The organism is Spirosoma koreense (genome assembly GCF_054777875.1).
The window spans coordinates 239,620-261,652 of record NZ_BAAHAC010000022.1 but is presented as its reverse complement, the minus strand read 5'-3'; the positions used below and the strand labels follow the sequence as shown (position 1 = coordinate 261,652).

At 55.4% G+C, this 22,033-nt stretch carries 16 protein-coding genes; 14 read left to right on the top strand and 2 right to left on the bottom strand.

Annotated features, from left to right (window positions below):
- Positions 1 to 23: 23 nt before the first annotated feature.
- Positions 24 to 944, top strand: a complete 921-nt coding sequence (locus ACYVC2_RS14630) for a helix-turn-helix domain-containing protein (protein WP_461103190.1) — start codon at positions 24 to 26, stop codon at positions 942 to 944.
- Between the two features lie 62 nt (positions 945 to 1,006).
- Here ACYVC2_RS14630 and ACYVC2_RS14625 read toward each other — a convergent pair whose 3' ends face one another.
- A complete protein-coding gene (locus ACYVC2_RS14625) occupies positions 1,007 to 1,369 on the bottom strand; it encodes a winged helix-turn-helix transcriptional regulator (protein WP_461103189.1) in 363 nt (120 codons plus the stop codon).
- 90 nt (positions 1,370 to 1,459) lie between these two features.
- Between ACYVC2_RS14625 and ACYVC2_RS14620 the strand changes: the two genes are divergently transcribed.
- The 4 genes from ACYVC2_RS14620 (at position 1,460) to ACYVC2_RS14605 (ending at position 7,724) form a co-directional block, all read left to right on the top strand.
- Positions 1,460 to 2,425 carry an aldo/keto reductase gene (locus ACYVC2_RS14620; protein ID WP_461103188.1) on the top strand — a complete coding sequence of 322 codons (966 nt, stop codon included), beginning with the start codon at positions 1,460 to 1,462 and terminating at the stop codon, positions 2,423 to 2,425.
- An 84-nt stretch (positions 2,426 to 2,509) separates the two neighbouring features.
- The gene (locus tag ACYVC2_RS14615) at positions 2,510 to 4,012 is read left to right on the top strand and encodes a sensor histidine kinase (protein ID WP_461103187.1); all 1,503 of its coding nucleotides are present in this window, start codon (positions 2,510 to 2,512) and stop codon (positions 4,010 to 4,012) included.
- A gap of 3 nt (positions 4,013 to 4,015) precedes the next feature.
- Positions 4,016 to 4,693 (top strand): response regulator transcription factor, encoded by a 678-nt coding sequence (locus ACYVC2_RS14610; protein ID WP_461103186.1) that lies wholly within the window; start codon positions 4,016 to 4,018, stop codon positions 4,691 to 4,693.
- Between the two features lie 316 nt (positions 4,694 to 5,009).
- Positions 5,010 to 7,724 carry a permease prefix domain 2-containing transporter gene (locus ACYVC2_RS14605; protein ID WP_461103185.1) on the top strand — a complete coding sequence of 905 codons (2,715 nt, stop codon included), beginning with the start codon at positions 5,010 to 5,012 and terminating at the stop codon, positions 7,722 to 7,724.
- A 77-nt stretch (positions 7,725 to 7,801) separates the two neighbouring features.
- Here ACYVC2_RS14605 and ACYVC2_RS14600 read toward each other — a convergent pair whose 3' ends face one another.
- Positions 7,802 to 9,007, bottom strand: coding sequence for a glycosyltransferase family 1 protein (locus ACYVC2_RS14600; RefSeq protein WP_461103184.1), 1,206 nt, complete (start codon positions 9,005 to 9,007; stop codon positions 7,802 to 7,804).
- A 310-nt stretch (positions 9,008 to 9,317) separates the two neighbouring features.
- Between ACYVC2_RS14600 and ACYVC2_RS14595 the strand changes: the two genes are divergently transcribed.
- From ACYVC2_RS14595 to ACYVC2_RS14555, 9 genes are all read left to right on the top strand, one after another.
- The gene (locus tag ACYVC2_RS14595; RefSeq protein ID WP_461103183.1) at positions 9,318 to 10,184 is read left to right on the top strand and encodes an SDR family oxidoreductase; all 867 of its coding nucleotides are present in this window, start codon (positions 9,318 to 9,320) and stop codon (positions 10,182 to 10,184) included.
- Between the two features lie 7 nt (positions 10,185 to 10,191).
- A complete protein-coding gene (locus ACYVC2_RS14590; RefSeq protein ID WP_461103182.1) occupies positions 10,192 to 10,791 on the top strand; it encodes a gluconate 2-dehydrogenase subunit 3 family protein in 600 nt (199 codons plus the stop codon).
- Positions 10,792 to 10,881: 90 nt separating this feature from the next.
- Positions 10,882 to 12,423 carry a GMC family oxidoreductase gene (locus ACYVC2_RS14585; protein ID WP_461103181.1) on the top strand — a complete coding sequence of 514 codons (1,542 nt, stop codon included), beginning with the start codon at positions 10,882 to 10,884 and terminating at the stop codon, positions 12,421 to 12,423.
- A 52-nt stretch (positions 12,424 to 12,475) separates the two neighbouring features.
- On the top strand, positions 12,476 to 13,816 hold the full coding sequence (locus ACYVC2_RS14580; protein ID WP_461107141.1) for a family 1 glycosylhydrolase: 1,341 nt from the start codon (positions 12,476 to 12,478) through the stop codon (positions 13,814 to 13,816).
- 11 nt (positions 13,817 to 13,827) lie between these two features.
- Positions 13,828 to 14,610, top strand: a complete 783-nt coding sequence (locus tag ACYVC2_RS14575) for an alpha/beta fold hydrolase (protein WP_461103180.1) — start codon at positions 13,828 to 13,830, stop codon at positions 14,608 to 14,610.
- Between the two features lie 17 nt (positions 14,611 to 14,627).
- The gene (locus ACYVC2_RS14570; RefSeq protein ID WP_461103179.1) at positions 14,628 to 15,818 is read left to right on the top strand and encodes an amine oxidase; all 1,191 of its coding nucleotides are present in this window, start codon (positions 14,628 to 14,630) and stop codon (positions 15,816 to 15,818) included.
- Between the two features lie 314 nt (positions 15,819 to 16,132).
- Positions 16,133 to 20,101, top strand: coding sequence for a hybrid sensor histidine kinase/response regulator transcription factor (locus ACYVC2_RS14565; RefSeq protein WP_461103178.1), 3,969 nt, complete (start codon positions 16,133 to 16,135; stop codon positions 20,099 to 20,101).
- A 178-nt stretch (positions 20,102 to 20,279) separates the two neighbouring features.
- A complete protein-coding gene (locus tag ACYVC2_RS14560) occupies positions 20,280 to 20,576 on the top strand; it encodes an antibiotic biosynthesis monooxygenase family protein (RefSeq protein ID WP_461103177.1) in 297 nt (98 codons plus the stop codon).
- A 101-nt stretch (positions 20,577 to 20,677) separates the two neighbouring features.
- Positions 20,678 to 22,006 (top strand): NAD(P)/FAD-dependent oxidoreductase, encoded by a 1,329-nt coding sequence (locus ACYVC2_RS14555; RefSeq protein WP_461103176.1) that lies wholly within the window; start codon positions 20,678 to 20,680, stop codon positions 22,004 to 22,006.
- Positions 22,007 to 22,033: the final 27 nt, after the last annotated feature.

Here is a 22,033-nt window from a genome sequence, read left to right as displayed (position 1 = left end):
ACCGGCAATCTTGTTAAGCAGCCATGAAAGGAGACTCTAGAAACAAACCACGCATCTACTCATCTATTACCGAAATGCAACGGGCTTTTGGTTTACCACAGCCGCTGCATCCGCTGATCAGCCTGCTGGACTACAGCAAAGTGACCATCACCAATGAGATGCTGGCCTCCACCTTTGCCATGGACTTCTACAACATTACCTACAACGAGTCGGCGGGTTGCAGCATGCGCTATGGCCAGACAACCTACGACTTCGACGAGGGAGGTATGTTTTTCACTTCACCCGGCCAACCCCTGACCGGCGTTCGGGCCTCCGATTCCGGGCTGGGATTTACCTTGCTGGTTCATCCCGATTTTCTACGGCATTATCCGCTGGATACCAAAATCAAAAACTATGGTTTTTTCTCCTACTCCGTGACCGAGTCGTTACACCTGTCGGATAAAGAAAAAACCATCATGACTGGTATCGCCAAAAACATAGCCGACGAGCTGGAAACGGCGATCGATGACCTCAGTCAGGATGTGCTCATCTCGCAACTGGAACTGCTGTTCAACTACAGTCAGCGCTTTTACAAACGCCAGTTTATTACCCGTAAGCCCGTCAACAATGCGTTACTGGAGCAACTGGACTTACTGCTGCTCAACTATTTTAACGATGAAACGGCGCTGATGAACGGATTACCAACGGTTCAGTACCTGGCCGACGAATTACACGTAACCCCTCGCTATCTGGGCGATATGCTGCGAACGCTGACCGGACACAATACCCAGCAGCACATTCACCACAAACTCATCGAGAAAGCCAAAGAAGTGCTGACCATCAGTAACCTGACCGTGGGCGAAATAGCCTATCAGCTGGGTTTCGAGCATCCCCAATCGTTCAGCAAACTGTTTAAGTCAAAAACGGACCTGTCTCCGCTGGAGTTTAGAGCGAGCTTTAACTAAGGTCCGAAAAAAAACGGGAGCGCTGAGGCATTACAGGCTTATTTACCCTATTTTGATGAAGCTCACCCGTTCTGCTGTTCACCGATAAACAGCGGTTCCAGCACACGCCTATGGGTTTCACCCCACTGTGCCGTCAGTTCGATAATGGGTATTAGGGTTTCGCCCAGTGGGGTGAGGCTGTATTCTACTTTTAAGGGCAGTTGATCGAAACTGGTTTTAGACAGGATACCATGCGCCACCAACTGGTTCAGTTGGGTATCCAGCAACCTCCGCGACGCTTTAGGAATTCTCCGCTGCAATTCGCCCGGTCGCCTGATGCCCGAATGAATGCACCAGATGAGGTTGATCTTCCACTTTCCGTTCATCACTTCCAGAAACAGATGGAGGCCACATTCGACTTCGACCGGTAACTTTCTCTCGTACATCCAATAAATATACCGTATTAGAAGGTCTGGTAAATACGGCTGAATTCAGCCGTACTTGACTATGCGCTGCCTGCAGCTGTCTTTTGCCGTATGAAACATAAGCTATTGGGAACACAGACCGGTTTGCCAGCCAGCGAACTGATTTTGGGCGGCTCGCAGTTGGGCAACCGCCGGGGTTATGGCACACCCGTCCAGGAAGCGCTCCAAATCCTCGCGGCTTATGCCGAAGCCGGCGGAAACTTTATCGACGTATCGGACCAGTATCAGTTTGGCGAAGCGGAAGAGACGGTCGGCCGCTTTATTGAGCACCAGCGCCACGATTTTATTATTTGCACCAAGTATACCCGAAGCAGTCAGGCGAATCCGTCGTTGGCCAATGCCGGAAATCACCGTAAAGCCATGCGCCAGGCCATCGAGGGTAGCCTGAAGCGATTGAAAACGGATTATATCGATATTTACTTACCCCATTTTGATGACGGCATTACACCGTTGGAAGAAATCGTTCGTGGCCTGGACGATCTGGTCACAGCCGGGAAGGTGTTGTATACGGGTCTGGCCAATTTCCCGGCCTGGAAAGCAGCCGCCATGGCCACGGCTATTCCGCTGACGGCCGTGCAGATCGAATACAACCTGCTGCAGCGAACCGCCGAACGTGAACTGATGCCCATGGCTGCCCACTTCGGCCTGGGCGTAATGGGCTATTCGCCTTTGGCGGGGGGATTACTGACCGGAAAATACCGGCAGGGAGCCGCGGGGCGACTGACTCAGGCTGCGCCAGATGGCTACCGGGAAGACGAGCGCACCAGCGAACTCCTCGATCAACTGGAGCAGATGGCCAGCGAACTCGACGCCACGCCCGGACAGATAGCCCTGGCGTGGGTGATGAGCAAAGACATCTTTCCGATCATCGGCGCACGGACCCTGACCCAGCTTGAGGCTAGTTTGAAAGCGGTGGATATCCGCTTGACGGCCGAACAGATAGCCCGTCTGGACGAGAGCAGCGCCGTAACGATGGGTTATCCGCACGAACTGCTGGCTACGGTCCAGAAAAAATAAGTTGTAAACGCTGGTTTGCAGCGGAGAAACGTTAAACAGTGTTAACGCCGGTGCAAAGGCCCACTGAACGATGTAGCTTTGTTTATGGACCGGCGCATACGTTTGATTTTCGGGCTGATGACGCTCTGCATTGTGGGAATCAATGCGTTTCAGGGATATTGGCTCTGGACGACCTACCAGCTTAACCGCCAGCAATTTAGCCGCTCGGTTCAGGATGCCCTGTTTCATGTGCTGGAGCAGCGGCAGATCGCCGAAGCCCGACGGCTGGTGGGCAAGAAGCTACTGGGCTATTCGGTCCGGCAGCCAACAGCGTCGGGAGCGTCGTCCCGAATTATTGTTCGTCGCTACAGTGAATCGGGGCCGATGGCGGGCGATGACCGAAAAACCCACATATTCGTCAACGAACGGATTCCGAAATCAGGTACGGACAGCGCTTCCCGGCAACTGGTGGTTACGTATAAGGCCGTTCGTACGCCGTCGGCCGTTGCAGCCGCACCCGCCGATTCGCTCGCTCACCGAATCTCCAGCCTGCTTCTGCTCGACTGGGCCACGGGTGCTGAGGTGAATCTGGCCAGGCTGGCGTCAGCTTATCGAACCGAACTACAGCGACGGAAAATCAACACGGATTTTCAACTGGATACACTCACTATCAAACCGCAACAGACAGACGGGAACGTAGTTATTTTCCGGAGTTTATCTGCCCGGCAGACCGACAAAACCAGTACAATTCTGCGAACGACCCCGGAACCCATCAATCCGGTAAAGAATCTGTTTGTCCAGGCTTCGTTCAATACCCCAACGGTTTACCTGCTCCGGCAAATGGGCTGGCTGCTGGGCAGTTCTGCTTTGCTGCTGATACTGACGACCGGCTGCTTTCTGTTTATGCTGACGACGATCTTGCGGCAAAAAAAGCTGTCGGCGGTCAAGAACGACTTCATCAACAACATGACGCACGAACTGAAAACGCCCATTGCTACAGTTACGGCCGCGGTCGATGCATTGCAGCATTTCGGTGCGCTGAACGATCCGCAGAAAACCCAGACCTACCTGACCATCTCCCGCAATAATCTGCAACGGCTGGCCGATCTGGTCGAAAAAGTGCTGAACCTGGCCGTTGACGAAAAGCGCGATTTCGTGCTGCATCCCGAACCGGTTACGCTGGCGGCACTGGTTGAGGAACTGTTGACAAACCACCAGCTCCGCGCTGCCAAACCGGTCCATTTTACCCTGCACATTCCTCCTGAAACCGTCGTTACGGTCGACCGGATACACTTCAGCAATGCGCTTGATAACCTGATCGACAATGCCATCAAGTATTCGCAGGATCAGGTGACCATTTCCATTGTGGCTCGGCAACAGGACCGCCAATGGCAACTGACCATAACCGACAACGGCACTGGCATTCCGAAAGCGTACCAGTCGGCCATTTTCGATCGCTTCTTCCGCGTTCCGACCGGCGATCTGCACCCAGTCAAAGGCTTTGGGCTGGGGCTGGCCTACGTCCGGCAGGTTGTCGAACGACACGGGGGAACGATTCGTGTGCACAGCGAACCTGGCAAAGGCAGCGTATTTACCATAGACTTTTGACCGATGCCGACCGTTTTACTGATCGAAGATGAACCCGCCCTGGCCATGATCGTCCGCGACAGTCTGGAAGTCCGGGGCTTTACGGTTTTGTACGCCAGCGATGGGCAGGAGGGTCTGAGCCTGTTCGAGCAGCAACAGCCCGATATTATAGTGGCCGATGTAATGATGCCGCACATGGACGGCTTCACCCTGGCCGAGCGTATCCGTCAGCAAAATGCGGCCGTTCCGATTATGTTTCTGACGGCCCGCTCGCAAACGGCCGATGTGGTCCGGGGCTTCGAACTGGGCGGTAACGACTACCTGAAGAAGCCCTTCAGTCTGGATGAGCTGATTGTCCGGATCAACGCCCTGCTCCGCCGGACCACCACGGCTTCATCCGCTTCACCCGCGTTGCTGACCATTGGTCGTTATCGGTTCGATCCATCGAAACAGAAGCTCCGGCTGGGCGATCAGACAGTGCTGCTCTCGCACCGCGAAGCCGAACTGCTCAGACGTCTGTACGAACACCGGAATCAGGTGCTCGAACGAAGTGTGGTCCTGACCGAACTCTGGGGCGATGATTCGTTTTTCAATGGCCGGAGCCTGGACGTGTTCATTACGAAGCTCCGGCGGCATCTGCGCGATGACGATCAGATCCAAATCATCAACATCCGCGGCATCGGCTATAAACTGATCGCCTGAGGTCGAACCGATGGTCTTTCCGGCCATGGCTTAAAGCCGGACACATGTTCAACGGCGATACAACATGGAATCTGATCTGCCAGACAAGCCTGTCCACGACTGGACATCAGATCGTCCGTTTCTGGACAATGCTCTCATCTCTGCCCTCCATTCTGTAGCTGTGCATCGCTTTTCCAACTCTGGCACCAGATTTGATTTATTATATTGTATCTAATCCGTTTGCCGGTTTTAAGCTATGACAAAGAGCGTATTAAGGAGACGGGAGACGTGTGCAAACTACTGGGCTGAAGCTTTGTGCTCATTCAACTGAAAATTTATGAACAAGCCGCCTAATCTTACCGGACCTTCCCACTCAGGTCGCTTCCCCGACCCTGACGAGCCTCCCCGCTGGGCCGACCGCCTACTGGAGTGGTTTGTAGCCCCGCATCTGCTGGAGTACGTGCAGGGAGATCTGCATGAGGTATTCTACCGGCAGGTCAAGCACGTAGGTCTGGCCCGCGCCCGACGAGCGTATGTCTGGGCGGTGCTGCACTGCCTGACGCCCTTTTTTCGTAAACATAAACCCATCGTCGCGCTTCGGCCTACCCGTCGTCGTGCCGAATACCCAAACCCTGCTACCACTGATATGCTACAGAATTATCTCAGGATTGCCTGGCGCAATCTGCTTCGCTACCGCGTCAACAGCACGCTGACAATCACAGGGCTGGCGCTAGGCCTGGCCTGTGCCCTGCTCATTATTCTGCACGTCAGGCACGAGCTGAGCTATGACAAAGGCTTTTCAAAAGCCCACCGGATCTACCGAATCACGCAGGAAAACGTCGGCGAAACCAATCGGCAGTGGGCGGCTACCTCACCGATTCTGGGGGTGGAGATGCAACAGCAAATTCCAGCTATTGAACAGATAGCCCGGTTCCATCGTCCGTATCCGGATCGGGTATTCAGCTACCTGCCCCCAGATGGTGCATCCAGGCAGTTCGAGGAAAAAGGAGGTTTTTTTGCCGACTCGACGGTGGTCGGTATGTTCGACCTTGCCTTTGTCAAAGGAGATCCGCAAACGGCGCTGAAACAAACCAATACCATTGTGCTGACCGAAGCGATGGCGAAAAAATACTTTGGCGACGCCGAACCACTCGGCAAGGTGCTCCTGGATGACCTGGATAAACGCCCACTAACCGTGACCGGAGTCGTCCGGACGTTTCCGTTTCCAACGCACCTGCAGTTCGATTACCTGATTTCGATGGCTACCTGGTACGGCTCGACGGACAAGGAAACGCAGCAAAACCGGGGGTGGTCGGGATTTTATAACTATATTCTGGTGAACGACCATACGTCGCGTTCGGCCCTCGAAGCCCGGATTCCCGACTTCATGGTGAAATTCTACGAGGCCAAAGGCGAGACCCGAAAGGAAATTCTAGCCAGTCGCCGGCTACCGCTTCAACCGATCACAGACATTCACCTGCGATCGAAACTGGAGAAGGAGATGTGGCCCAACAGCGACATGACGTATGTGTACGTTTTTTCGATTTCTGCCTTATTTATCCTGCTGATCGCATCCGTCAATTTCGTCAACATGGCTACTGCGCAGGCCTTCGCCCGGATGAAAGAAGTGGGCGTGCGAAAAGCCCTCGGTGCGCGTAAGGGTCAGCTGGTCAACCAGTTTCTCGGCGATTCGTTCCTGCTGACGCTGGTCTCGGCTTTGCTGGGGCTGTTGGTGTTCCGGTTTGCATTACCACTCTACAACGCGCTGGCAGATCAGCAGCTTCAGTTCAGTCAGTTGTTCACGCCAACGACTGTAGTGATGCTGCTGTTGCTGACGGTGCTGGTCAGTCTGGTGGCGGGTTTCTACCCAGCCTGGTTCATTGCCAGTTTCAATTCGGTTAATGCGCTGAAAGGCAATAAGAATACCGCTCCGTCGGTTGCGCTGGTCCGGAAAGGCCTGATCGTCTTTCAGTTTGCCGTGTCGGTCTTTATGCTGTTCAGTACCATCGTCGTCTATCGGCAGATGCAGTTCTTTCAGACCAAAGATTTAGGCTTCGATCAGGAACAGGTCGTTGCGGTTAAGCTCTACGGCCCCGACATGCTGAAAAACACCCATACGCTCGAACAGGAATTTCGCCGGAACTCAGCCATTACCAGCGTAGCCCGAACCTCAACCCTTCCCGGCGACCGGTTCAGTACCGACATGCTCAGCGTACTGGGCCGATCCGAAGCCGTGGGCCAGATGCGGTTTATGTGGGCCGATGAGCACGTACTTCCGTTGTTACAAATTGGCCTGACGGCTGGTCGTAACTTCAGACCTAAACCAGACGGCGCTCCTTTATCGTTCATTCTAAACCGGGCGGCCGTCCAGGATCTCAAACTGGCATCACCCATTGGTCAGAAGATCGTAACCCGGGGCGACACGGGTGAAGTGGTCGGGGTGGTCGACGATTTTCATTTTGCGTCGCTGCACACCAGCGTCGAACCGTTAGTGATTGTGCAATACCCGAACCTGACGAATTATTTTTTATTGAAAATCAAAGGCCATCAGCTGACACAGACGTTACAGTTTGCCCGATCGACGCTGGCCCGGGTTTCACCAGGAAGCATATTCAGTTACACGTTTCTGGACGAAAAACTGAACCACCTGTACGATGCCGAACAACGAACGGGCAATATCCTGAACGTATTCGCAGCTTTTGCGGTCCTGATTTCCTGTCTGGGGCTGTTTGGCTTGTCGGCCTATACGGCTCAGTTGCGAACCAAAGAAGTCGGCATTCGAAAAACGCTCGGGGCAACGGTTTCGGGAATTGTCGTTCTGCTTTCCAAAGATTTTCTGCAACTGGTCGTCGTGGCCATTCTGATCGCTTCGCCCCTGGCCTGGTGGGTCATGAGCCGATGGCTGAACGGGTTCGCTTACAGGATCGACATAGAGTGGTGGATGTTCTTGTTAGCCGGTGTTCTGGCCGTTCTCGTCGCCGTCTTTACGGTCAGTTTCCAGAGTGTCAAAGCTGCGCTGTCGAACCCGGTCAAAAGCCTTCGTACCGAATGACGAAAATTAAAGCCAGGGGGTGACCGAACATCAAGATGCTCGACCACCCCCTGGCAGTTGGATAAGTTTAGCGTATATTACTCAAAAACCAGGCTCAGTTTAGCCTGCATCAGCCGGTTCATGGCCCCCCAGGTCGTATCCCAGGAATTCCCCAGCAGAAACTTATCGGTATCGGCCCATTTTTCGGTTTGGGCGGGCTGCGTAAGCGCGTCGTCGATGGCCTGCTCAAAGGCCTGACTGGTTTCAGCAATCGACACCGGAGCCCAGCCCCCGTACATACTGACGACGTCATGAATAGGCGTCGACACCACCGGCAGGCCAGCCGCCAGGTATTCGGGCGTTTTAGTCGGACTGATGTAACGAGTCGCTTCGTTGATGGCAAACGGCATGATGGCTACATCCCAATGACTGAAATAAGCGGGCAGATCCTGATAGCGTTTGTGACCCAGGTAATGAATGTTCGCAGCTTTAGGTAAGGTAGCAGGATCGATCTTGACCACAGGGCCCAGCAGAACGAATTGCCAGTCGGGGCGACTCGTGGCCAGTTCACGCAGCAAGTTGAGATTCATACGCTCGTCGATAACCCCACAAAATCCGATTCGCGGTGTCGGGATGTCCCGCATATCCTGCGGTTCGGGCAGCATCCGCCGGGCTGGCTCAAAATGGTGATAATCGATACTGCTTGGAAAGGCAAATACCCCCGGATGCCGGGTTTGTTTAGCTTCGAACAGACTCAGCCCGCCCGTAAAGACCAGGTCGGCCTGAGCCAGCAGGCGCTTCTCCCGATCCAGCAGCGAGGCTGGTGCGCCCAGAAAAGCAGACAACTCGTCCATGCAGTCGTAGATCGTTAACCGCGGGCGAAGGTGGTCGCTGAACGAAAGCGCCATAGGCGTGTAATACCAGGAAATAAAGTCCTGAATGCCGTGCTGAGCGATGAGTTGATTGACGACTTCCCGTTGTTGCTGAATGACATCTTCGTGCCTCGTTCCGTGCTTCAGATGAGGCACGACTACCGTTATGTTATCACTTACAGAACGAATCTCTACCCGATTGGTATCACCGTATATGGGTTCTTCAATAAACCAGACCCGCCATTGGCGGCTGGCTCTGCTCAATAAATGCTGAGGGCGCTGGTAAACAAAATTCCAGCGCAGATGAGAAAAGCAAAGCAGGTCGGTTACCGATTCAACTGTCAGGCCAACGGGAGTTTGAGTTTTTGCGGGAGCGTTGGTTTTGTCTCTGGAACCTACATGAAAAACGGATACGGGTTGATCTTGAAGCATACACTAAGTTGGAAAACAATAGACATTTCTTAATTAAAACAGCAGGCAAGTCCAGAGGAAATGGCACTGACATCAACCAAGTATTAACAACTTTGTTAGGGTCGCAAAGAAAGAATCCAATAGAGTACTTGTTAATCCCAAAATAAGTGAGCTTATGGCCCCGGCTGGTCCACTCGACCAACCTGAGCTTGTCCTGTTACGCATCGATAGCCAACCGCCCCGTTTCCTCACTTTTAACAAAACTCCTCAACAGCTGTTTATAACCCTCATTCAGGCCAGCGCTCCTGTAATGCGCGCTATACAACACGTTATGGAAACAACTGAATTTCGCCCCGAATCAGATAAAATTCCCGGACAGCAACTGCCTTATCCGGCCCGGCAGTCGGACATGAACCCTGCCCCGGATAGCGATCTGTCCAATTACAAACCGGCCGGAAAACTTACCGACAAAATTGCCATCATTACCGGAGCCGACTCGGGCATTGGCCGGGCCGTGGCCATTGCTTTTGCCATGGAAGGTGCCGACGTCGCCATTGTCTACAACGAGAATACGGACGATGCGCTGACGACCCAGCGGATGGTCGAAAGCAAGGGCCGGTCCTGTCTGGTCATTCAGGCCGACGTCCGGCAGTCAGCCGCCTGTCAGGATGCCGTTCAGCAGACCGTAGACCGGTATGGCAAACTAAATATTCTGGTGAACAACGCAGCTTTCCAGATGGCCCAGGAGCGGATCGAAGATATTTCGGAAGAGCAGTTCCGGCGCACCTTCGAGACAAACATCTTCGGGTATTTTTTTATGGTAAAAGCGGCCCTGCCCCACCTGCACGCGGGCGATGCCATCGTCAACACGGGAAGCATCGTGGGTATTGTCGGCAATCCGATTCTAATCGATTATACGGCAACCAAAGGAGCCATTCATGCTTTCACCAAATCGCTGGCGATCCAGTTGGGTAAGCGGAATATTCGGGTCAACTGCGTAGCGCCTGGTCCTGTCTGGACGCCCAACATTCCCGGAACCATGCCCGAAGACGAAGTCAAAAATTTTGGTCATGAAGTAGCGCTGGCCCGACCCGGCCAGCCCGAAGAACTGGCACCGGCCTACGTACTGCTGGCTTCCAGCGAAGGGAGTTTCATTACCGGCAGCATTCTGGAGGTAACGGGTGGAAAACTGGGATAATTTTATCATGCAGAAACACTATCCGGAAGGCACCGTCCGCGCTCTGCTCCAGACCCGCCAGGTTACCGAAGCGACCCGCCAGGCACTGACCGAGCGGTTGACGGCTCCTGACTATACGCATGCGTTTTTCGCTGAAAGCGAGTTTTTGCTTCTGGAAGCGATCTGCGACCGATTGCTGCCGCAGGACAACGGCCGCCGAATTCCGGTGGCCCCAGTCATCGACCAGCGGCTGGCCGAAAATGGGTCGGATGGCTGGCGATACGACGTTATGCCGCCCGACGGTATGGCTTACAAAGCTGGTCTGGCGGCAGTCAACGAAACGGCCAACCTACTTTTTCGGGACTTTTTCATCAACCTGTCCGCTGATCAGCAAGACGACGTGCTCCGGCAGGTTCAGCAGGGCGACGCGCCGGGCGATGGCTGGAAAAAACTACCCGCGGGACGCTTTTTCGAAGAGTTACTAACCGAAGCGGCCCATGCGTATTACAGCCATCCGCTGGCTCAGGAAGAAATTGGCTACGTGGGCATGGCAGACGTCCCGGGCTGGCAAAAAATCGGGTTGAACCAGTTGGAAGACCGGGAGCCCAAATTAATGGAAAATGAATAATGGCCAATGGATAATGCCCTCTGGCTGGCTTATTCCCCGTTCCAATTCTTCATTATTCATTTTACATTATTCATTATTCATTCAACAAACATGCCTTATTCCCCCTCCGAACCCGTCGATGCGGTGGTTATTGGTACCGGTGCTGGCGGGGCACCACTTCTAGCCCGGCTGGCGGCTGCGGGGCTAAACGTAGTGGCTCTCGAAGCCGGAAACTACTGGAAGCCGGATACTGATTTCGCCACGGATGAGAAAGCGCAGGAAAAACTATTCTGGACCGACGAGCGGCTGAGCGCGGGGAATGACCCTCTGCCGTTCGGCAGCAACAATTCCGGTACGGGGGTTGGCGGATCGACCCTGCATTATACTGCTTACACACCCCGCGCTCAACCCGACGACCTCCAGATTCGGACCGATTTCGGTGTAGGCGAAGACTGGCCTTTTGGTTATGAGCAACTGGAACCTTACTATGACGAAGTCGAACAGTTTCTGGGGGTTTCAGGGCCCTCGCCTTATCCGTGGGGACCGGCTCGCCAACGCGGCTATGCGCTGGGGCCATTGCCCATCAACGCAGCAGGACAACTGATGCAGCGCGGTTGCGACCAGTTGGGCATCAGGACTTCTCCGGCGGCCAATGCGGCTTTATCGGCGGGGTACTATCAGGAAGGTGTCGGCCACCGGCCGGCCTGCACAAACCGGGGTTTCTGCCAGGCTGGCTGCAACATCGGCGCGAAGGCCAGCATGGATGTCACTTATATTCCACTGGCTCTGCGCCACGGCGCCGAAATCCGGACCGGGAGCTTCGTCACGGAATTACCCCGGGATCAATCGGGGCGCATTCGGGAGGTAGTCTACATTCGTAATGGGCAGGAAGAACGGCAGCGCTGCCGGTTTGTGTTTCTCTGCGCCGGAACGATCGAAACGGCCCGCTTGCTGCTGATCAATGACCTGGCCAACAGCAGCGGACAGGTCGGCCGGAATGTCATGGCGCATCCGGGTCTGCAAATCTGGGGCGAGTTCGAGGAAGATATCCGTCCCTACAAAGGCATACCCGGCGCGCTGATTTCGGAAGACACCCACCGCCCCCGAAACGCTGACTTCGCGGGCGGCTACCTGCTCCAGTCTATCGGGGTAATGCCGCTTACCTACATCACGCAGATGGCCCGGGGGCGGGGCCTCTGGGGGCAGGACCTTAAGCGGGCTGCGCTGGCCTACAACCACGTAGCGGGCATTAACATTCTGGGCGACTGCCTGCCCCACGATCAGAACTACCTGGCTCTGTCTGACGAAAAGGACATCCGGGGACTACCAAAACCACGTATCTATTTTTCGAACGGGGAAAACGAAAAACGCATGACCGCCCACGCCGACGCAATCATGCGCGACATCTGGGCCGCAGCCGGTGCCCGAAACGTATGGGCGTTTCCGCGAAATGCGCATGTGATCGGCACCTGTCGGATGGGTACCGATCCGGCCAGGGCCGTTGTCAATCCCGAGGGGCAGTCATTCGACATTCCCAATCTGTACATCAGTGATAACTCAACGTTTCCGAGCGCGCTAAGCGTGAACCCCGCCCTGACCATCATGGCGCTGTCGCTTCGTACGGCCGACCGGTTTTTAGAACAATGGAAATAGCAGGAACCCCTGCGACCGTATGCAAAAGCGGGTTCGACCCGCCAGACAACCTATGGCTCAGAAAAGCTTTTTAACCCTCATCAAAAAGCAATTTGGTGACGGCAATTACGACGGCGACCAGTTCGGCGGAGCCGCCGGTCATGACGGGAGCGGTATGCCCACAAAAAACCCCGGCAATTTTATGTTCGCAACGGGCATCGAATGCTCGTACCCAACCATTCAGAACGGTAAGATCCGGCGGGATTTATTACGCGAATGTGGCCATTACGACCGCTGGAAAGAAGACCTTGGGCTGGTTAAAGAGCTAGGTCTGAAGGTATTAAGGTATGGCTTACCCTACTACAGCATTCATCAGGGACCCGGAAAATTCGACTGGAGCTTTGCCGATGTAGTCATGGCCGAAATCAAGCGGCTCGGCATCACCCCCATTCTCGACCTGATGCACTTTGGCCTGCCCGACTGGATCGGCAACTACCAGAATCCTGAACTACCCGTTCATTTTGCCGAGTATGCCGGGGCCGTGGCCGAGCGCTACCCGTGGGTGCGCTATTATACGCCCGTCAATGAGATTTACGTGACGGCCCGGTTGAGTGGCAAAGAAGGCGCCTGGAACGAGCAGCTCAGCACCGATAAGGGCTTTATAACGGCGCTTAAACACTGTGTTGCCGCCAGTATCATGGCGAACCATGAGATTGTCAAGCGTCGGAACGACTGTGTGATTGTACAGAGCGAAAGTGCCGAATATACGCATGAAGTCTGCGCGACGCCGTCGATGGAGATTGCCATCGAGAACGAACTCCGGTTCCTCTCGCTCGATTTGCTGTATGCCAATGCGCCGTCGGCTACGGTGGCCATGTACATGATGGACAACGGCCTGACCCGCGAAGAATACAACTGGTTCATGACCGGTAAACCGCCGGGTTATCAGATCATGGGCAACGACTATTACGGCCGTAATGAGCGCATCAAGCTGCCAGACGGCTCGATTGAAACGTCGATGGACGTGCTGGGCTGGTACGAAATTACCAAAGATTATTACGAACGGTATCGGATGCCGGTCATGCATACCGAAACCAACGTATTCGAAGCCGACCTGGCCCCTGTCTGGTTGTTCAAACAATGGGTCAGTGTAATGCGGATGCGCCGGGAAGGCGTTCCGGTGCTGGGATTTACCTGGTATAGCCTGATCGATCAGTTAGACTGGGATACACAACTGAAGGAGGTGAACAACCGCGTGAATGCCTGCGGCCTCTACGACATGAACCGCAAGCCCCGCCCCGTCGCCGAAGCGTATAAGACCGTATTGAAAGAATTCGGCCAGATTACCATCGTTCCGCACGCCGAGATGCTCGAATTTACCGACCGGCCGGCGCGGTTGAAAGTAGCCATCTAACCGACTCGCCCGTGCCTTATTCCGTAAACAATGTCCGGCTCAACGTGCTGGAAGCTGGGCAAGCTCAGCTGACGATCGTCTTTCTGCATTATTTTGGCGGGTCGGTTCTGGAATGGCAGGCGGTCATGCAGCTACTGAGCGATCAGTACCGTTGTCTGGCTATCGATCTGCGCGGCCACGGCGATTCTGAAGCGCCCGCAGCGGATTATTCCGTCGAAACCATGGCGGACGATGTCAGGGCACTGCTTCAGGTCCTGGAAATTCAGGATTTCGTACTGGTAGGGCATTCAATGGGGGGTAAAGTAGCGCTGGATCTGGCCAGCCGACAGCCTGCCGGGCTGCGGTCGGTTCTGCTGCTGGCGCCTTCGCCACCCGTGCCCGAACCCATTCCGGAGGCCGATCGACAGCACATGCTTGATACGCACGGTCAGCCCGCCGAAGCCAGGGAGACATTGCACAAAATAACCGAAAAACCGCTTTCGTCAGCCACTCAAAAACAGATCATTGCCGACCACCTGCGCACCTCAGATCTGGCCTGGAAAGCTTGGCTCACGCTGGGCAGCCGCGAAGATATTTCTGAACAAATGGCGTCTATTCTTGTTCCGGTAGCGATTATTGCCGGAACGGCGGACCGGGCTCTCCCGTTCACAGTTCAACCAAAGATGACATTGCCTTACCTGACCAGCGCTACCCTCGACACGGTTCAGGGAGCGGGACATTTACTACCGTGGGAGGTTCCCGATGTGGTAGCCGACTTTATTCGGGCCAAGCTGGCCCTACTTGATGTTCATTAATCACTTACTACGTTTCTATGGCCCAATCGCTAACTACTAATCCATTTCGGTCATTCTGGTGGGCCGGTTTTGAATGTGCCGATCAACTCAACTGTTTCGGAAATCGAATTGATCTGCTATCGACAACCGGCCATCTGGATCTCCTGGAAGCCGATTACCAGCGACTTGATCCGTTTCGCATCCAGACCGTTCGGGAGGGCATCCGCTGGAGCCAAGTCGAAAAGCGGGCTTACCAATATGACTGGAGCCCCGTCGAGCGAATGCTGGCAATAGGACAGCGGCAGGGTATCCAGCAGGTGTGGGATCTCTGCCACTTCGGCTACCCCGACGATCTGACGCCCCTGCACCCCATGTTTGCCCGCCGGTTTGCGGCTCTCTGCCGGGCTTTCGTTCAGTTCTACCGCGATCGGTACCCCGACGAAGAACTGGTCGTTACCCCCATCAATGAGGTCAGTTTCATTTCCTGGCTGGGTGGCGATGCCCGCGGAACCGTACCTTACTGTACCAAACAAGGCTGGGAAGTGAAGCTCGGGCTCATGCGTGCGTATATCGAGGGCGTGGCGGCCATGCGGGAGATCGATCCCGGCGTCCGAATCCTGACCACCGAACCCCTGGTACAGATGGTACCGCCCTGGCCAGCCACCGATCAGGAAATTATCGATGCGGCCATTGCCGACGAAAACCAGTTTCAATCGGTCGACATACTGTCGGGTGTCATCGCACCGGAGTTGGGCGGCTCGCCCGATTACCTGGATATACTGGGCTTTAATTATTACTACAACAACCAGTGGATCAATAAAACGACTCAGTTTCTGGGCTGGAACGATCGGGTTCCCGACCCGCGCTGGGTTCCGCTCCGTCAACTGCTGATGAAAGCCGCCCACCGGTACGGCAAACCGATTGCCCTGACCGAAACCAGCCACCCCGGAATCGATCGACCAGTATGGATTGAAATGATCGGCCGCGAATGTGCTGCGGTCATCGAAGCGGGAGCCCCCTTATGGGGTGTCTGTCTGTACCCAATCATCGACCGACCGGACTGGGACAATTTGCACCACTGGCATCATGCGGGTCTGTGGGATGCTGACCCCTCGGTAGAGGCCCCTACCCGCTTGCTGGATCAACCGTATGCCGATGCGCTTCTAAGGGCTCAGGCCGTTGTAAAAAATTCGTTGTTGCAGCAGCCAGCCCCGCTTTTGCAGGTTTAAGCGGTCGGGGCTTAACCGATTACTAAGCCGAAACGCCTTTTTGAGCTGGTCTTTCTTACTTATAAACTATATTTAATAGCGTTTTGCCGTGTAAGCAGGCATTTCTTCAAAAATCTAGCCTGGTATGCCCCCACCGGGGTCACATGTTCATAGAAGATTGACTTATCTATAAGTATGTGACTCCGGTGGGGGCATATCAGGTTTGTAGCTGCCTGACGCCGTTTCATCCTCTTTTTATTCGCTATATCGGGCTTATGAAAGCCATTCGGACTGCGTTTCGGTTAAAGTCAGTGTGGTCTATAGGCTGGTTTTCAATGTATTGCTGGCTAACTTCCCTACAGGCGCAGCAACTGCCTGCTCCGGAGTTGATAACCAGCCAGCAAGGCTTACCCCAGGCGTTTGTTCCGGCAATCATTCAGGACAGGCAGGGCTTTATCTGGATGGCTACGCGCGACGGCCTGTGCCGGTACGACGGCAATACGTTTAAAGTATTTCAGCCGAGAGCCGACGGCCGCCCTGCCCTGTCATCTTCGGAGGTTACTAAAATAGTACCAGATCGCCAGGGCAAGCTCTGGCTTATCAGCGAAGCCGGCGACGTAGACTGGTTCGACCCGGCCCGCGAAACCTTCCTGAACGTATCGCGTCTGGATTTTTATAAGCAGGCCATTGGCCTGGCCATCGTTGAATCGGGTTACGTCGACCGGCAGAATTACCTGTGGCTTTGCCTGCGCGATGACGGGCTGGTCCGGCTCGACCTGCCTAACCGTCGTCTTTGGCGGTATCGGCAGCAACCAGGGCACCCCTCTTCGCTGAATATCAACAGCGTCCGTTCGGTTGTTGAAGACCGACATGGCGTCATGTGGATGGCGACCCAGCGAGGCCTTGGCCGGCTCGATCGGCGGACGGGCCAGGTACAGCAGGTCAGCCCGACCGCTTCGCTGCCGGAAAATGCGCTGAAAGCCCTGCTTCCTTTAGCCAATGGTGATCTGTTGCTGCGCTCCAACCGATACGTCATCGTGTTCGACCCGCGAACAGAGCGCGTGCGTCATACTTACCCGCTGCCCGCGGGGGAAGAGTGGTGGGAATGGGGGCCGCTGATGGCCGACCACGCTCAGCATGTGTTTATTGCTCAGCACAATCGACTCTTTCGGTTCAACGAACGGGAAGGATTCAGTCTGGCCGCTCGATTACCGGAAAATTTCATCATCAAAAGCTTATTCGTCGACCGATCGAACGTACTCTGGGTAGGGTCCGACGGGGCCGGTGTTCTCAAATACAACCTCAACGCCGGAGCCTTCAGCGCTTTTCCCTACCAGGTTTCTTTCCATAACGATGTTCTGGTTCGGCAGCTCGGGCTCGATCCCGGGCGGGTGCCTAACCCACCGCCGAGCTGGTCCTACCAGTTTCGATCGACGATCGACGGTACGGGCAAACTCTGGTTCAACCTGCGGACCGCGCCTTTCTACCGCGTCGACCTGCCCACTAAACGAGTCACGTCCGTTCCTTTTCCGATTCAATTTCCGACCAGTGCGCCGGATTTTCCGGTTCCGATGGCGACCGATCCGCAGGGCCGGGTATGGGCCGTAGCCGACTCACTGGCTTTTTGGTACGACGAACCAGCTAACCGCTGGGTATCTTTTCCCCACCGCTTTCAGCACCGGTCTGTGGGGGTGTCGGTTGAATCGATGATTCTGGAAGTCGTGGTCGACGAGCAGGCGCTGTGGATGGCGACCCGCTCAACCGGATTATACCGGGTAGACCGGCATACCGGTGCGGTCCGTCAGTACGCTCATAACCCCAAAAATCCGGCGTCGATTAGCAATAACAATCTGTTTTGCCTGTTTGCCGATCCAGACGACAGTCAGATTCTCTGGATCGGTACGTTCGGAAGCGGCCTGTGCCGGTTCGATAAACGAACGGGACTGAGCCGACGGCTCACCACGGCCGACGGCCTGCCGAACAACGTGATCTACGAAGCGATTCCGGATCGGTACGGGGCGTTGTGGATAGCTACCAACCAGGGATTGGGCCGGATGGACCGACGCACGTTCAGGACGCGCATCTATACCCGCGAAGACGGACTGGCAGGCGATGAGTTCAACCGGCATCATTACCTGCGCCTGCCTAAACACGGCACCGCCAACGAACGCATTCTGCTGGGCGGTCTGGAAGGCATAACCAGCTTCGATCCGGGTAACCTTCACGAAGATACCTACCAGCCACCCGTGCAGATCACCAGTATTCAGGTAAACAATCAGCCCGTGTCGACGGGGACCGTACCCGTGCAGATCCTGTCGGAGCTGACCCTGCCTTACAACCAGAACTTCGTGACGGTTCAGTTCGCGGCCATGCAATACAACCGCCGGAACAAAATACGGTACCGTTACCAGCTCGAAGGGCTGGAAGCAGGCTGGACCGAAACCGATCGGCCAATTACGGTTTATACGGGCCTGCAGCCAGGACGGTACACCTTACGGCTCAACGCGGCCAACACGGCTGGGGTCTGGAGCACGCACGTTCGTACGCTCCAGTTGACTATTGAGCCCCCGTTGTGGGCAACCTGGTGGGCTTATGTCATTTATGGACTGATTCTGGGCGGTATCGTGTACGGGCTGGTGCGCGCGTCTATCAACCGACTCAAGCTTCAGCAGTCTGTATTGCTGAAGCAAAAAGAAGTAGAGCTGAAGCAGCAGGAAGCCGAACAGCTCCGGGCTACCAGCGATATGAAGACCCGTTTCTTCGCCAACATCACCCACGAGTTTCGTACGCCCCTGACGCTGATCCTGGCCCCGACCGAGCAGATGGTGAGCGAACAGCCGGAACCGAAAAACCGTCGGCGTCTGCTGACCATCGAACAGAATGCCCAGCACTTGCTGCGGCTCATCAACCAGTTGCTGGACCTGTCCAGGCTCGAAGCCAGCGTGATGCCCATCCATGAATCCAGGGGCGACCTGACCGAATGCGTTCGTCGCTGGATTCAGCCGTTGAGCGAGCAGGCCAGGCAACAGGGCCTTACCCTCTCCTTTACCTCCAGCCTGGAAGGCAGCTACTGGTTCGATGCCGAAAAGCTGGAACGCATCGTGTATAACCTCACCGCCAACGCCCTGAAATTTACGCAGCAAGGGCAGATTTCGGTTGGGCTAACCCCCGCGCCCGAGGGCGTCACGCTGACCATTTCCGACACGGGTATCGGCATTTCTGCCCGGCATCTGCCGCACATTTTCAATCGCTTTTACCGGGTCGAGGACCCACAGTCCGACGATTTGCGGCAGGCCGGTACGGGAATCGGGCTGGCGCTGGTTAAGGAGCTGGTTCAATTGCAGGACGGGCAAATTTCTGTCGAGAGCCAGTTGAATCTGGGCACTACGTTCGTGGTGAAGTTGCCGTACCGGCAGGCAGAGAGCAGAGAGGATAGGGCAGAGGGGATAGGGCAGACATTGACGAATGATCAACAAACGACCTATGCCGATACGTCGGACCGCGACCTGTTGGACCGATCCAGCCCGGAGCCCCGGGCCGACTTACTCATCGTGGAGGACAATGACGACCTGGCCCACTTTATTGCCGACAGCCTGCCCGACACCTACCGCATCCGTCGTGCGGTCGATGGTCAGGACGGCCTAACCCAGGCCCAGGAACATCAGCCCGACCTGATCATTTCAGACGTCATGATGCCTGCTCAGGGCGGGCCCGACATGGACGGCTTCATGCTTTGCGACCGGTTGAAAACCGACCTCCGAACGAGTCATATCCCGGTTATTCTGCTGACTGCTAAAGTGTCGGCCGATGACCGGCTGGAAGGGCTGTCGGCGGGAGCAGACGATTACCTGACGAAGCCCTTTCAGGTCCGGGAGCTTCAGCTCCGCGTACGCAACCAACTAGCCAGCAAACGTCGCCAGCGGGAGTGGGTTCGGGCCAGTCTGGTTAGTCCGACCACGACGCCAGACCCGGCGGCTTCGGAAACGCCAGATCCTTTTCTGGCGAGCGTGTATACTCTGATCGAAACGCACTTGAGCGATCCGCATTTCGGCGTAGAGCAGCTGATGACCGAACTGGGCATGAGCCGCACGGCCCTGTTCCGAAAAGTAAAAGCCCTGGCTGACCTGTCGGCCAACGAATTGCTGCGGCAGTACCGCCTGAAACGAGCAGCCCAGTTTCTGCGCGACGGCCACGCGATCACCGAAACCGCCTATCGGGTGGGTTTCGAGAGTCCGGCTTACTTCACCAAATGCTTCCGGGAAACGTACCGGCTGACTCCGCGTGAATTTGTCGCACAAGCCTGATAACTTTATTTATTTACCTTTTTTATTGGCACTTCTGGCAGGTCTGGAACATCCGTTATAGTATTTGGAACATTTGTTATAGTCTTTTTAACGCTTCCTGGGCCACATTTGTCAGTAAGTTTCGGGCGACCAGCCAGCGGTTGCTGTCTCCCATAACCTTCCTCTTTTTTTAACAACTATGTATGCCCGTACCCTTCGAGGAGCTCTGCTGGCGGAGTCCCACAGCGATGCCATTAACTACTTTCGGCAGTCTATTGGTCCCGCCCTCCGCCAGCAGGCGGGTTTTCTGAACGGTCGGTTACTGAGCAGTTCCCTTACCCATCACTGCCTGATGGTGATGGTTTGGGAATCGGAAACCGATCGGCGAGCCGCAGAGACTGATGGGTTTCTGCAAACACTCTTCCAGCATATGCAGCAGTACTTCGACGGGCAGCCGACCAGCGGTCATTATGAGGTGCAGGTACAGGTTGTTTGACGGTGTACCGGCCGTTGTAGCCCAACCGGGCTGACTGCTCAACTTCCTGCTTTTTGTTACGCCCGACTACCGCGTTACGCTTAAAATCAGCCTCCCTCCCTATGCCGTCCTCTCCTACTCAAATCGTCCTGCTGGGCGGTGGCTACGTCTCCGTCTGGGCATATCGCTCGTTGATTAGGCACCTGCGTTCGCAACTGGCCACGGGTCAGGTAGCCATCACCGTCGTTGCTCCATACGAGTATCATTGTTATCATGGCTGGACAGCCGAGAGCCTGACCGGCATTATCGACAACCAGAACCGCCTGAGTCCGCTGACGGAACTTATGCCTAAGGCGACACTGATCAGGGCGGAAGCACAGGAACTGGATCAGGTCAATCAGGTCGTGTACCTTCGGACCAGAGCCGGAGCGCAGCAGGCCATTCGGTACGACCATCTGCTGCTCGGAATCGGCTCGTTCGACACCGATACGGTCGAAGGCAGTCGCGTCTTTGGTTATCAGATTAAATCTCCGGAAGCGGTCCAGCGTACCCGGCAGACACTCGAAAAACTCGTCCGGAAGGCCGCCCAGTCTGATCCGGCCATGGCGCGCCGATTGCTGAGCATCACCGTTGCCGGTGGTGGTCTGGCTGGCGTGGAGCTTGTAACGAATCTGGCCGAATGGATCGACCTAATGAAGCGCCCCTACGAAACCCTACGTGACGTCCGACCGCAGATTCGGCTGATTACCTGCGGGCCTCAGGTGCTGACCGGCCTTCAGCCTCCCTTCGGGCGGCTCATCGACTATACCGAAAAAACCATGCGTCGGTACGGAATCGAGGTGTATACCCATACCCAGCTGACCAAAATAAGCTTACAGGGTGCTTACCTGAGCGATGGGTCTTTTCTGGAAAGCAGCATGGTCTTCTCGACCGTTGGGCAAAGCCGGTTTATCCTGGCGGGCACCGAATCGATGCCCCGCGATTCGACAGAACGACTGATTACCAATGCCTTTCAACAGGTCAACGACCTGCCGACGGTCTGGGGTGGGGGCGATGCCTGTCATGTGCCACACATCCAGACGGGAGAAGCCTGCCCGGCCAATGCCTTGTGGGCGATGAAGCACGGCGAGTATGCGGGCCGAAACATAGTCCGGGCCATCAACGGCCATCCGCTCCGGCCGTTTACTTACAAAGGGCTGGGGCAGACCGCTAGTCTGGGTATCGGCAAAGGAATTACGGAGCTATACGGATTTCAGTTTACCGGCCCGATTGCCTGGCTGATGCGCTGGTTTTTCTTTCATTACTTCATGCCGTCGCGTCGACTCATGATTCGTACCATCGGCAATTGGTTTTCTCTTCTTTTCCGGGGTCAGCGCAAAGGACTGAAGCCGTTCCGTCCACAGAAATCGGTTATTCATCGCGAAAGGCAGTTGGAACACACCATGGCTTAGCCCGGGCAGCCGCTGTCGGTTCTGGCG

Bases quoted from the DNA above. Each gene is read 5' to 3' on its own strand.
- ACYVC2_RS14630 (WP_461103190.1), top strand. From the start codon at position 24: ATGAAAGGAGACTCTAGAAACAAACCACGCATCTACTCATCTATTACC.
- ACYVC2_RS14625 (WP_461103189.1), bottom strand. From the start codon at position 1,369: ATGTACGAGAGAAAGTTACCGGTCGAAGTCGAATGTGGCCTCCATCTG.
- ACYVC2_RS14620 (WP_461103188.1), top strand. From the start codon at position 1,460: ATGAAACATAAGCTATTGGGAACACAGACCGGTTTGCCAGCCAGCGAA.
- ACYVC2_RS14615 (WP_461103187.1), top strand. From the start codon at position 2,510: ATGGACCGGCGCATACGTTTGATTTTCGGGCTGATGACGCTCTGCATT.
- ACYVC2_RS14610 (WP_461103186.1), top strand. From the start codon at position 4,016: ATGCCGACCGTTTTACTGATCGAAGATGAACCCGCCCTGGCCATGATC.
- ACYVC2_RS14605 (WP_461103185.1), top strand. From the start codon at position 5,010: ATGAACAAGCCGCCTAATCTTACCGGACCTTCCCACTCAGGTCGCTTC.
- ACYVC2_RS14600 (WP_461103184.1), bottom strand. From the start codon at position 9,007: ATGCTTCAAGATCAACCCGTATCCGTTTTTCATGTAGGTTCCAGAGAC.
- ACYVC2_RS14595 (WP_461103183.1), top strand. From the start codon at position 9,318: ATGGAAACAACTGAATTTCGCCCCGAATCAGATAAAATTCCCGGACAG.
- ACYVC2_RS14590 (WP_461103182.1), top strand. From the start codon at position 10,192: ATGCAGAAACACTATCCGGAAGGCACCGTCCGCGCTCTGCTCCAGACC.
- ACYVC2_RS14585 (WP_461103181.1), top strand. From the start codon at position 10,882: ATGCCTTATTCCCCCTCCGAACCCGTCGATGCGGTGGTTATTGGTACC.
- ACYVC2_RS14580 (WP_461107141.1), top strand. From the start codon at position 12,476: ATGGCTCAGAAAAGCTTTTTAACCCTCATCAAAAAGCAATTTGGTGAC.
- ACYVC2_RS14570 (WP_461103179.1), top strand. From the start codon at position 14,628: ATGGCCCAATCGCTAACTACTAATCCATTTCGGTCATTCTGGTGGGCC.
- ACYVC2_RS14565 (WP_461103178.1), top strand. From the start codon at position 16,133: ATGTATTGCTGGCTAACTTCCCTACAGGCGCAGCAACTGCCTGCTCCG.
- ACYVC2_RS14560 (WP_461103177.1), top strand. From the start codon at position 20,280: ATGTATGCCCGTACCCTTCGAGGAGCTCTGCTGGCGGAGTCCCACAGC.
- ACYVC2_RS14555 (WP_461103176.1), top strand. From the start codon at position 20,678: ATGCCGTCCTCTCCTACTCAAATCGTCCTGCTGGGCGGTGGCTACGTC.